Genomic DNA, 11,356 nt, shown 5'->3' with positions numbered 1-11,356 from the left:
GCTTTGTTATGAAAATATCTTTAAGTAATATAGGAAAAATAAAAAAAGCAGATATAGAAATAGGCGGTATAGCCGTAATAGCAGGCGAAAATGATACTGGAAAGAGTACGATTGCAAAAAGTTTATACTCTATTATCAATACATTTTATAATATAGATAAAAAAATAGAACTAGACAAGCGAGAAATCTTGCAAGAAATTTCAGAAAGAGTATTTATTGATATATTAAATTCTATAAAACCAAAAGCAAGAGTATTAACTCGTATTAAATCGTACGAACTGTATGAAGAATTTAAAACTGTAAAAAATATCAATATAGATAACCTCAAAAATATAATTAAAAATAAAATATTAGATTGTGATATTGAACTAAGCGATGATGTTGATAAAATTATAGATAAAAATCTAAAGAGAGTTAATCAGGTTTTATCAATAACAGATAAAGAAATGCAGGATAGAATCGTTGATAGGCAATTTAAATCAGAGTTTTATGGCGAGATAAATAATATTTATTCAGATAAACATGGAGAAATAAGACTTGATTTAAAAGGCAAGATTATTGAAATTAATGTGAATAATAACAATATAAATATGGGAAAAATAGAGCCTATAATTGTTGTTAATGCTATTTATATAGATAGTAGTTTGATAATGGATGAATTTAAGAAATCATTTTTTCTATATCGAAAAAATTTTAATGACAGCAATCATAGGGATAATCTGAAAGCAATATTATATGAAAGAGATAATAATATTTCCAGAAGTGTCATGATTGAGGGGCAGTTTAAAAATATATATAATATGATAAGCAGAGTAGTTTTGGGAAATTTTGAATTTGATAATAGAGGGAATGGTATTTATAGAAATGCTGATGGCATAACTTTAAGAATGGAAAATATCTCTGCTGGATTAAAGACATTTATTATTATAAAAACACTATTTTTAAATGGTTCTATTAAAGACAATGGAATTTTAATACTGGACGAGCCAGAAATTCATCTACACCCAAAGTTGCAACTGGTTTTTGCTGAGCTTATAGTCCTTTTACAAAAAGAGTTTAATTTGCATATTTTGCTCAGTACACATAGCCCATATTTCTTAAAAGCAATAGAGGTTTATTCCAAAAAGCATGAAATTTCGAGTAAATGCAGATATTATTTAACAAAAAGTCTTGATGATAAAAAAAAGAATATAGAAGTAGAAGACGTAACGGATAAAACCTATGAAATTTACAAGCTTCTTGCAGAGCCTTACAATATGCTTAATGAAATTGAGGATTCAATAGATGAATTTTAATGACTTTGATGAATTTGCTTTTGCACAAGATACTATAAAAAATATTTCTTATGATAAAGAAAACAGAGAATATATGTCAAATTCGCAGTTAAAAATCTTTAACTTTGATAAGGTTAAAGATAATTTTGTGAGAAAGTATAGTTTTGCAAAGCAACCAAAATCAGTAGATGGATGTATTCAAAAAAATGACTATGTGGCTTTGATAGAATTTAAGAATGGAAAAATAGATGATAAGTGCAAAAATGATGTATATGATAAAATATTTAGTAGCGTATTTATATTATCAGCTATTGCCGATGAAAAAATATCTAATTTAAAAAATATATGCCAGTTTATTTTAGTATATAATCAAAGTAAAAATAGGGATTTTGTTATATCTTTTAATTTAAATAAAGATGCAAAGCAACAGAGTAAAACATTTGATTTGTCTGGATATGAGAAGTTGTTTTTTAGTAAAACTCATATTTTTAGCCAGAATGATTTTGAAAATTTTTTAAACAACTTCGATCAGTAATAAACTTTATCATAATGTATGTTAAAAGCTTGTATTTTATTCAATAAAAAAGTATCTCTCTTTTAGTTCGTATAATTTTGATGGCAAGCAGTGAAAATAGCGTTATCTGCGATCCTTTTAGCGGTTCAAGCACGACGGGAATAGCTGCAAATTTATTAGGACGAAAATTTGTAGGTATAGAAAAAGAGGATGAGTTTATTAAAATTTCTCAAAAAAGAAGACAAGAGTTAGATGCAAATTTTGTCAATTTTAAACGTAAATTTTCAGACATTCGACTACTTGAACAATATAGCTTAGATTTTTAAGAAATAGTATTTAAAATAAAGTAATATTTTATTTATGATTAAGATTAAATTTATATACTTATTTTTTAATCTTAAGGTTGATCTATGCAAAAAAATATAAGCGAATTCTTAGGCATACTCTCTACACTTTTTGGCGGTATTTTATGGGGTTTTAGTGGGGTTTGCGGACAATATCTATTCGAACAAAAAAATATAAGTCCAGATTGGCTTGTTCCTTATAGGCTGTTTTTGGCTGGAACGGTTTTGGTAATATATTTTATGATTTCAAATCCAAAGCTGGCTTTTAAGCCTATAAGAGATACTAAGCTGCTTTTAGAGCTTATGATATATGCTTTTTTCGGTCTTTTGATGACGCAATATACATATTTTTGTGCCATAGAGCTATCAAATGCCGCAGTTGCAACGGTCATACAATACTCTGCGCCCGCAATGATACTAGCCGTTGTATGTTTAATTGAAAGAAGATTTCCAAAGCAAAATGAACTAATCGCTTTAATACTTGCTATTTTAGGTGTCTTTTTATTGGCAACTCATGGAGATTTCAATACTCTTGCCATCGGAGGAAAAGCTTTAGTTTATGCTCTAATAAGCGCAACAGGCATTGTCATATATAGCCTTGTGCCGACAAGACTTAATAAAAAATATCCAGTTGCTTTAAATCTGGGTTGGGGTATGGTGATAGCCGGAGCCGCTTTGGCACTCATAACCAAACCTTGGAGCTTAGATGGCGTAAGCGATACTAATGGATTTTTAGCTTTTTTGTCTGTCATCACCTTAGGCACTATTTTTGCCTTTAGTTTTTATATGGTAGGTGTTAAGACAATAGGCGCAAGCAAAGCTAGTATGATAGCTTGCATAGAGCCTGTTAGTGCCGCTATTTTTGGATATTTTTGGCTTAAGACCGAGTTTGTTTTATTAGATTTTATCGGGTTTGTATTTATAATATCTTGTATTTTAATACTTTCTAAAAAGGAGAAGGCGAGATGATATATCTTGCCCAAACCGATACTACAGCTGGATTTTTAAGCAAAGATTATCGTGAGCTAAACCGAATTAAAGGGCGAGACGAAGATAAGCCTTGCCTTATCACTACATCAAAATTTAGTAAGCTAAAAACACTCGTGCGAGTTCCAGATAAATTTAAAAATTTAGTTCGCCGAGCAAGAAAAACTACATTTTTATATCCAAATTTAAAGGCCGTGCGAGTTGTTAAAGAGTGCGAGCATGCTAAATTTCTTGATATTCACGGCTGGCTTTACTCAACTAGTGCAAATTTAAGCGGAGAGAAATTTGATGAAATTTGGGCAAAAAGTGTAGCGGATAATATAGTGGATATCGAGTTTAAAGAGAGTGCAAGCTCAAGGATATATAAAATTTCAAACAAAAGAATAAAAAAGCTTAGATAGGTCTTTTTATAACAATACTTTCTTGAAATTTCAATCTTTATCTTTTAAATTTTACATTTAAAACATTTATAGAATATACATTAATATTAAACCAGAATAAATTTAGTTTCAATATGTAACATCAAATGCCTAAAATAAAAATATAAAAATAACTTTAAACAAAAATTTTTTACTAGAGTGTTAATATTTCACCATAAAAATCTACCAAAAAGGATCCAAAATGAGTGAGTATATCAACCAGACTTTGGAGTGGATAAAGAGGACAAGCCCGGGTCAGGCAGTATTCGTCCAAGCCGCTACAGAGGTGCTTTATAGCCTAGAGCCTTTGATAAAAAAAGAGAGCAAGTACCAAAAACATGCCATATTAGAGCGCATAGTAATCCCTGAAAGAACGGTTATTTTTAGGGTAACATATACCGATGACAACGGAAGACCTCAGGTCCATAACGGTTATCGTATCCAGTTTAACTCAGCTGTTGGTCCATATAAGGGCGGGCTTAGATTTCATCCTAGTGTTGATCTTGGCGTGTTGAAATTTTTAGGATTTGAGCAAATTTTTAAAAACTCTCTTACAGGCGTTAGAATGGGTGGCGCAAAGGGCGGAAGCAGTTTTGATCCAAAGGGTAAAAGCGATAATGAGATAATGCGTTTTTGTCAAGCCTTTATAAACGAACTCTATCGCCATATAGGTAACACCGTAGATGTGCCTGCGGGCGATATAGGTGTAGGCGCTAGAGAGATCGGATATATGTTTGGACAGTATAAAAAACTAACTGGTAGATTTGATGGGATTTTAACCGGCAAGGGCTTAAATTGGGGCGGAAGCCTTGCTAGAACGGAAGCTACGGGATATGGGGTAGTGTATTTCACTCAAAACATGCTGCAAAAAGCCGGGCTTGATCTTGAGGGCAAAAGATGCTCCGTAAGCGGAAGCGGAAATGTCGCCATATATACGATAGAAAAGCTATATCAGGTAGGTGCCTTGCCTATTACGGCTTCTGATTCAAGTGGTTACGTATATGATAGCGAAGGTATAGATGTATCTTTACTAAAGGAGATAAAAGAGGTTAGGCGTGAAAGACTTAGCGAATATGTGAAATTTAGACCAAATGCAAAATATGTAAGCGTGAGCGAATATAAAGAGGGCAGAAATGGAGTCTGGGATGTGCCTTGTGACGGAGCTTTTCCTTGTGCTACTCAAAACGAGATCCATTTAGCAGATATAAAAGTGCTTTACGCAAACGGTTGTCGCTTTGTCGCAGAGGGTGCAAACATGCCAAGCACATTAGATGCGATAAATTTTATGCTAGCTCAAAAAGATTTTTATTTCGCTCCTGCAAAAGCTGCAAATGCGGGAGGAGTCGGCACTAGCGGAATAGAGATGATGCAAAATGCCGGTATGACATCTTGGAGTTTTGAAAAAGTAGATAGAATGCTTCACGGTATCATGAATCATATTTTTGAACTCTCTTACGAGACGAGCAAGGAATTTGGCGATGAGGGCAATCTTGTGCTTGGCTCAAATATCGCGGGCTTTAGAAAAGTGGCTGACGCGATGATAGATCAGGGCTATGTGTGATATATAAATAAAATTTCAAGGGAAATAAATTCCCTTGAAATTTATCACCTAAAATCTAAGCGCAAATCCTAGTTTCGCACTTGTTTCATCGCGCTTGCCTACGATTTGATTTGCCTCTATATTGATTACGCTTGCTTTGCTAGGAGTAAATTTAACGCCCAAACCGGCACCGCCGCTAAATCCTTTTTGGTTAAGATTAATGCCGTTTGGTTGCTGGATGGTTTGTAGTTTTGAATCTCCGTCAAATTCATACTCAAGTTTAGCATTTATGTAAGGAGCAAATTTTTCAAATTCGTTATATGATATAATAGTATCAAATTTTACTCTATTTGAATTTATGCTATTAAATTTAATTTTTTCTTTGTTTATCTCTACATCATCGTCTTTTACATGTGTGAAACTATATCCTAGCTTAGAGTCAAGACCTACAGCTCCTATATTTGCAAGGTATCCTATACCCACTCCAACGCCATAATACATTGCGCTTGTTTTATAGCTAACTTCACCTAATGTTTTAAACATAGAGTTGTAATCGGTTTTATTTTTACCTACTCTTAGATGCCCGTCTATGTATATATTGTTATCTAAGTTATATTTTGCTAGCGCTCCGACACCTATAGCCTTTGTCTTACCGTCTGATTTGGCTGCGTTGATGTCGCCGTCAAATTTAGCATATCCGTATTCTAAGAACGCTCCTAAAAGAGAGCTGTCATAACTCTTAGCAAACCCGGCAATAGCGTTAAACCCATCGGCATCCACATTTCCATTGTCGTAGTTTGAACTAAAGCCGCTTATATTAGCAAAGCTAATTACGCCAAGATCCGCATCGTAATATGTAGGCTTTATAGCGTCGGTTTGTATATTTGCAGCATGCGCTACCAGCTTGCTATCTAATCTTCGTTTTATATCTATCATAGCTCCGTTTATACCGTCATTTAGTCTATTGTTTAGAGTCATAGACGCTACTGAACCGCTTAGTAAGGAGTAGGCTTGTTGGTTGATCTTACCCTCAGGCTTTGGTTCTGGTTTAGGCTCAGGTTTAGGCTGTTCAGGCTTTGGTTGTGGTTGAGGTTTAGGCTCAGGAAGTGAATTTAAAGTAGCTACTAAAGTTTTATCTCCCTCTTTTTTAACGCTAAAGTCATATACTGTAGTTACACCCTTAATAGCCTCTACTTTTATCTTTTCATCGGTGATTATTTTGCCTTCACCTTCACTTTTTATCAGATTTACTTTATCGTTAGCCTTTAGCATAGGAGAGTCGCCTTCTATAGTTACTCCTATTTTTGTATCTATAAGATTAGTATCGTATTTTCCCGTTATGGTTACTATCGTATCGCCGTTTTTCGTATCACTTGGAAGGTAGAAATTATATTTTTCAAAGTTGCTTAAAGATCCTGTTTTTACGTTTTTAGAGTGGATATTTAAAGTATTGCCAAGTGTCGTATATTCGGCTTTAATCTTGTTGTGTTGGTCTATATGCGTAAGTCCGCCCTGTATAGAGTTAGCAACCTCTATATCCCCATATAAATTTACTATGTTGTTTATATTTTTGCCACTTCCGCTTGCGCCTCCGTATATGGAATTAAATTTTGAGTCTTTTACGCTTACTACGTTTTTACTAGCCGAATTTTTATCGGAGTAGCCGCCAAATATATCGTTTCCTTTAGAATTTACTACATTTACGGTATTTTCCTCTACCAAACCGTTGTCAGACTTTCCTCCATATATGCTTTTTACGATAGAGTCAAATACCTCCGCTTTGTTTCCTCTAGCCTCTTTACCTTTCCACGAATCCCCGCCTTCAATACTTTTGTTATAAACTTTTGACTTTCTAACGATTACAGTGTTGAAATTTGCTCTTTCATCCCCATCTCCGCCATTTACTTCGCCGTACATATTTGAGTTCTCTACTATCAAAGTATTGTGAGCAGAAGAAGCTTCAGAAGAACCCCCTGATGTGTATCCAGTATCTTCGTCTTTACCTGCAGACTCTCTTCCTACCGTAGAATTTTTGATGGTTAGTTTATTGTATTCCGATTTTCCTTTGATACTAGCTCCGCCTTCTGCGCTATCTATTACCGAGTTTTCTACCGTAACCGTATTTTTAGTAGAGTCTTTGTCGTATGATACTCCGCCTACAACGTATCCTTTAGAAATATTAGTTTTGTTTTTGATGTTTATTGTATTATTGCTTGCCAAACCGCTATTGGATCCGGAGCCTATGATGTTTATAGGGTTTGTGTTGTTATAGCCGTCCACGTCTATTTTTACACCGCCTACATCTTCGCTTTCTTTATATGCACCAAATATAAAGCCGTCTATTTTGGCGTCTGTTTTGTCATTGATAACTAGAGGATTTTTTGTTCCTATTCTATATGGATAGGACGTTCCCATATCTTCATTGAAATAGTCTGCGATTTTGTTGCCTTTAAGGCTAGGGGGAGTGAGGTCACTAGCTATTGTCGTTGTCGGAAGCCATAAGGCTACTGCCGCTGATATATATATATATATATCTTTTACTTGTCTGCCTAAAAGAATTTGCTTGAATGCAATCTTTCATATATACTCCTTAGTGGTAAATTATAAATTTTAAAAATTTATTTGCGGTCTATTATAGTTTAAAATTAATTTTTTAAAAATTAAATAGATTTAAGCTTAAGTTTTTGATTAAATTGAGTTTCTTTTTGTTACATATTTAAAATTTTGTATTCAAAGCCTAGATTTAATATAATTATCAATAAAGGAGCCGATATGAAGTTTATAAACGCTTTTTTTATAGGAATTTTATTCGTTTTAGCAGTTATTTTTACTCTTTTTGTCGGGCTTAAAACAAGCTATTTTGACTATTATAAAGTATCTGAATATTTTAATATAATTTTTGTAGATAGTGTGCCTTGGCTTTGGATTTTACCGATCTCTTTTGTATTCGGATATCTTATTTTCTATACACCTTTTAGACAATTTATACGAATTTTTTACGCCATTATTTTGTTGGTTTGTGCTCTATCGTGGCAAGATGAGTTAGGCAGAAAGATCGGTGAATTTATTTTTAAAGGTGAATTAACCACCATTAAGCCTTCGCCCGATTCAAATATAACAATCAAAGGAAATGTTATATACACCGGGCGCAAACAAATTTACTTTCTTAGAAGTGATACCGGCAAGGTTGTAGAGATCAAAAGATTTTAGGCTAAAATTTTCTTTACTGTAAGACTTGCTAAATTTAGTCCAAAGACAGCCGTCACCCCCATAAAGCTTCCAAGCTCTTTACACTGAGGTAATTCCGTAGAAAATACCACTTCAAAGTCGCCTTGAAATCCTGATCTTTTAAGCTCGCTTCTATATTTTCTAGCAAGAGGGTCATTGTAGGTTTGCCATACAGAGGCTACTTTTACTTGTGAGGCGTCTATGCGTTTTGCTCCGCCCATAGAGGCTATTATTTTTTTGGACGCAGCATTAGCAAGAGAGATTTTTGCCGCCATATCGTCTATGGCATCTACTACGACATCAAATTCGCTAAAGTCAAAATTTTCTATAAATTTAGGCGTTATAAGCTCGCAAATAGGCGTGATATTAGGATAAATTTTAGCAAATTCATCTACTTTCACCACTCCTGTCGCTTCGCTGTAAATTTGGCGATTTTGGTTTGTGATGTCAAATGTGTCTTTGTCTATGATGGTGATGTGCCGGGCACCTGAGCGAGCGAGCGCATCTACACAGATACCGCCCACTCCGCCCACTCCGCAAACTAAAATTTTAGCCTTTTGAAGTTTTGCGAATTTTTCATCGCCCAAAAGCCATCTTATGCGAGTAAATCTATCTATTATCTCGCTCATTTTATGCTCTTTTTTAAAATTTCTAGGCTTGAGTGAGCCGTCATATCAAGCATTATAGGTGTTAGGCTCGCGTAGCCTTCGTTTACAACGCTTATATCGCTTGGTTCGCCTTGTTCATAATCAAGCGCAGCGACTCCTAGCCAATAATACTCTATCCCTCTTGGATTACGGTTAAGCGTAGCGTGAGTAGCATAGCTTCGCCTGCCTACCGGCACAACTTGATAACCTTTAAACTCTTTTGGAGTAACCGCTGGGATGTTTACGTTTAAAAATTGTCTATCAGGCAAATTTATCTGATTGTCAAGTACTTTTGGCACTATAAATTTTACTATCTCTCTTGCTAGAGAAAAGCCAAGCATCTCTATGCTGTCATTTTTATAAAATTGCGAAAAAGCGATTGATTTAATTCCTTGCAATACTCCTTCCATCGCCGCTCCGCATGTTCCGGAATAGGTTATATCCTCGCCCAAATTTGCACCGTGATTTATGCCAGATATTACTAAATCGGGCTTTTTATGATATAAGGCATGAAGCGCTAAGTATACGCAATCGCTTGGAGTAGCGTCGTCAAGCTTGAAAAAATTATCATCTATTTTTATAAATCTAAGCGGTTTTGTAAGTGTCAAAGAGTGTGCGCAAGCTGATTTTTCAGAGCTTGGAGCCACTATAGTTACATTTGTGTTTGGTATCTCTCTTAAGGCTCTAGCTAATTCATGAAGCCCTTTTGCCTCAAATCCGTCGTCATTTGTGATAAGAATCTCTCTCAAAATTTTCCTTTGAAATTTTATTGAGCTAATTATATCCTTTTTTACAAATTTGGTTTTAAGGCTTGTATCTTTTAATAATCCTAACTTTCAGTCTAAATCGGCTATAATGAAGCTAAAAAATTTGGATAAAAATGAGTAAAAAACTATTAGTTTCATGCCTTGAGCCTTCTGCAAATTTGCATTTGGCCGAGGTTTTAGAATTTTTGCCTAAATATGAAATTTTAGGGATTTTTGACGAGAAATTCGGTAAGCCTTATATGAGGAGTTCTGAATTTTCGGCAATGGGATTTGTAGAAGTATTGCCGCTTTATTTTAAAGCTAAGCGCGCTATAAAAGAGATGGTAAAGCTAGCAAAAGAGTCTGATCATATCTTGCTAATAGATTCTCCTGCATTTAATCTTCCTCTTGCAAAAGCGATAAAAGAGGCAGGCGTTAAGGCTCCTATTACTTATTATATATTGCCGCAGGTTTGGGCTTGGAAGCCAAAAAGAGTAGCAAAGGTAGAAAAGTATTGCGATAACTTGGCTTCGATTTTACCATTTGATGCAAAATTTTATAATCGCTGCATTTATGTCGGACACCCATTGCTTGATGAGCTTAGAGTGCGTAAAAATACTCTTATAGATAGTAATAAATTTGCCTTTATGCCGGGCTCTAGAAAGGCCGAGATAGCTCGTCTGATGCCTATTTTTAGAGAAGTTGCAAAAAAGATAGATGGAGTAAAGCAGCTAGTAGTTCCTCCTCATTTGATGAATGAGCTGGAAATTTACGGAGATATAGGTGAATTTGAGGTTGTAAATAACGCTCCAAGAGCTCTTTTGCAAAGTGAATTTGCGTTTATCTGCTCGGGAACTGCCACTCTTCAGGCGGCACTGATTGCGACTCCATTTGTTTTAGCTTACAAAGCCAAGTCCATTGATATATTTATAGCCAGGATTTTTGTTAAGCTAAAATTTATAGGTCTTGCTAATATAATGCTTGATTTTATGGGAGAGAGCAAGCTTCATATTGAACTCTTGCAAGATGAGGTGACGGCTGAAAATTTACTAAAAGCATATGAAAGTTGTGATAAAAATAAATTTATAGAAGGTTGTGTAAAGCTACGCAACTATTTGAATCACGGCTCTGCCGAAAATGTAGCTAATATAATAAAAAAGGATTAAAATGACTGAATTGATGACGGTTTTTGGGTATGAAAAGATAACTAATGAACTTAAAAATTTAAAGAGCGTAGAGCGTCCTAAGATAGTCGAGGAGATCGATATAGCAAGGAGTCACGGCGATCTTAAGGAAAATGCCGAGTATCATGCGGCACGTGAGAAGCAGGCCTTTATCGAGAGTAGAATAGCCGAGCTTAGCGATATAGTAAGCCGTGCAAAAGTTATTGATCCGACCGAATATGAGCATGAAAAGGTTAAATTTGGCTCTACAGTTGTAATTATGGACGTTGAAACCGAGATGGAAAGAACATATACCCTAGTCGGCACTCCTGAAAGTAATTTAGAACGCGGTCTAATATCGATAAATTCGCCTCTTGCCAAGCAATTGATAGGAAAATTTGAGGGCGATGAAGTGACTTTAAATTTACCAAACGGTAGAAGCGACGTGGAAATAGTTTCGGTAGATTATAGGCCTATTAAATTTGGAGACTAGA

The 11,356-nt window shown here is 34.9% G+C and carries 11 protein-coding genes and 1 pseudogene; 9 read left to right on the top strand and 3 right to left on the bottom strand.

Annotation, left to right across the window (positions count from 1 at the left end; genetic code table 11):
• The first annotated feature begins 8 nt into the window (after window positions 1–8).
• The 6 genes and pseudogenes from CDOM16189_RS00760 to gdhA all read left to right on the top strand — a co-directional run bounded on the left by CDOM16189_RS00760 (window position 9) and on the right by gdhA (window position 5,099).
• On the top strand, window positions 9–1,295 hold the full coding sequence (locus CDOM16189_RS00760) for an AAA family ATPase (RefSeq protein WP_169973523.1): 1,287 nt from the start codon (window positions 9–11) through the stop codon (window positions 1,293–1,295).
• Window positions 1,285–1,809, top strand: a complete 525-nt coding sequence (locus CDOM16189_RS00755; RefSeq protein WP_169973521.1) for a hypothetical protein — start codon at window positions 1,285–1,287, stop codon at window positions 1,807–1,809. Before CDOM16189_RS00760 ends, CDOM16189_RS00755 begins: the two co-directional genes overlap by 11 nt.
• A 47-nt stretch (window positions 1,810–1,856) precedes the next feature.
• Window positions 1,857–2,114 (top strand): annotated as a pseudogene (locus CDOM16189_RS00750) (DNA methyltransferase); the annotation flags it as partial.
• Window positions 2,115–2,198: 84 nt separating this feature from the next.
• The gene (locus CDOM16189_RS00745) at window positions 2,199–3,101 is read left to right on the top strand and encodes a DMT family transporter (RefSeq protein WP_169973519.1); all 903 of its coding nucleotides are present in this window, start codon (window positions 2,199–2,201) and stop codon (window positions 3,099–3,101) included.
• The gene (locus tag CDOM16189_RS00740; protein WP_169973517.1) at window positions 3,098–3,520 is read left to right on the top strand and encodes a Sua5/YciO/YrdC/YwlC family protein; all 423 of its coding nucleotides are present in this window, start codon (window positions 3,098–3,100) and stop codon (window positions 3,518–3,520) included. The genes CDOM16189_RS00745 and CDOM16189_RS00740 overlap by 4 nt, the downstream gene beginning before the upstream one ends.
• 220 nt (window positions 3,521–3,740) lie before the next feature.
• The gene (gene gdhA, locus CDOM16189_RS00735; protein WP_169973516.1) at window positions 3,741–5,099 is read left to right on the top strand and encodes an NADP-specific glutamate dehydrogenase; all 1,359 of its coding nucleotides are present in this window, start codon (window positions 3,741–3,743) and stop codon (window positions 5,097–5,099) included.
• 48 nt (window positions 5,100–5,147) lie between these two features.
• Here gdhA and CDOM16189_RS00730 read toward each other — a convergent pair whose 3' ends face one another.
• Complete coding sequence (locus CDOM16189_RS00730; protein WP_170000680.1) at window positions 5,148–7,493, bottom strand: autotransporter outer membrane beta-barrel domain-containing protein; 2,346 nt, start codon at window positions 7,491–7,493, stop codon at window positions 5,148–5,150.
• Window positions 7,494–7,850: 357 nt separating this feature from the next.
• Here CDOM16189_RS00730 and CDOM16189_RS00725 point away from each other — a divergent pair, with 357 nt between their 5' ends.
• Window positions 7,851–8,288: an isoleucyl-tRNA synthetase gene (locus CDOM16189_RS00725; protein ID WP_169973513.1), complete on the top strand. Its 438-nt coding sequence runs from the start codon at window positions 7,851–7,853 to the stop codon at window positions 8,286–8,288.
• Here CDOM16189_RS00725 and CDOM16189_RS00720 read toward each other — a convergent pair.
• Both CDOM16189_RS00720 and surE read right to left on the bottom strand, forming a co-directional pair.
• Entirely contained in the window at window positions 8,285–8,935 is a 651-nt protein-coding gene (locus CDOM16189_RS00720; protein WP_169973512.1) for a tRNA threonylcarbamoyladenosine dehydratase, read from the bottom strand. The genes CDOM16189_RS00725 and CDOM16189_RS00720 overlap by 4 nt on opposite strands.
• On the bottom strand, window positions 8,932–9,702 hold the full coding sequence (gene surE, locus CDOM16189_RS00715) for a 5'/3'-nucleotidase SurE (protein WP_169973510.1): 771 nt from the start codon (window positions 9,700–9,702) through the stop codon (window positions 8,932–8,934). Before surE ends, CDOM16189_RS00720 begins: the two co-directional genes overlap by 4 nt.
• Before the next feature lie 131 nt (window positions 9,703–9,833).
• Between surE and lpxB the strand changes: the two genes are divergently transcribed.
• Together lpxB and greA are read left to right on the top strand one after the other, a co-directional pair.
• Entirely contained in the window at window positions 9,834–10,865 is a 1,032-nt protein-coding gene (gene lpxB / locus CDOM16189_RS00710; protein ID WP_169973508.1) for a lipid-A-disaccharide synthase, read from the top strand.
• A gap of 1 nt (window position 10,866) precedes the next feature.
• Window positions 10,867–11,355, top strand: coding sequence for a transcription elongation factor GreA (gene greA / locus CDOM16189_RS00705; RefSeq protein WP_169973506.1), 489 nt, complete (start codon window positions 10,867–10,869; stop codon window positions 11,353–11,355).
• Window position 11,356 lies beyond the last annotated feature (1 nt).

This window comes from Campylobacter sp. RM16189 (assembly GCF_012978815.1).
Classification (GTDB): Bacteria; Campylobacterota; Campylobacteria; order Campylobacterales; family Campylobacteraceae; genus Campylobacter_A.
The sequence above is the reverse complement of the archived record's forward strand: the minus strand, read 5'-3'. Positions and strand labels throughout refer to the sequence as shown.

Excerpts from the sequence above, each read along its gene's own strand:
- CDOM16189_RS00760 (WP_169973523.1), top strand. The coding sequence starts at position 9 with ATGAAAATATCTTTAAGTAATATAGGAAAAATAAAAAAAGCAGATATA.
- CDOM16189_RS00755 (WP_169973521.1), top strand. The coding sequence starts at position 1,285 with ATGAATTTTAATGACTTTGATGAATTTGCTTTTGCACAAGATACTATA.
- CDOM16189_RS00745 (WP_169973519.1), top strand. The coding sequence starts at position 2,199 with ATGCAAAAAAATATAAGCGAATTCTTAGGCATACTCTCTACACTTTTT.
- CDOM16189_RS00740 (WP_169973517.1), top strand. The coding sequence starts at position 3,098 with ATGATATATCTTGCCCAAACCGATACTACAGCTGGATTTTTAAGCAAA.
- gdhA (WP_169973516.1), top strand. The coding sequence starts at position 3,741 with ATGAGTGAGTATATCAACCAGACTTTGGAGTGGATAAAGAGGACAAGC.
- CDOM16189_RS00730 (WP_170000680.1), bottom strand. The coding sequence starts at position 7,493 with ATGGGAACGTCCTATCCATATAGAATAGGAACAAAAAATCCTCTAGTT.
- CDOM16189_RS00725 (WP_169973513.1), top strand. The coding sequence starts at position 7,851 with ATGAAGTTTATAAACGCTTTTTTTATAGGAATTTTATTCGTTTTAGCA.
- CDOM16189_RS00720 (WP_169973512.1), bottom strand. The coding sequence starts at position 8,935 with ATGAGCGAGATAATAGATAGATTTACTCGCATAAGATGGCTTTTGGGC.
- lpxB (WP_169973508.1), top strand. The coding sequence starts at position 9,834 with ATGAGTAAAAAACTATTAGTTTCATGCCTTGAGCCTTCTGCAAATTTG.
- greA (WP_169973506.1), top strand. The coding sequence starts at position 10,867 with ATGACTGAATTGATGACGGTTTTTGGGTATGAAAAGATAACTAATGAA.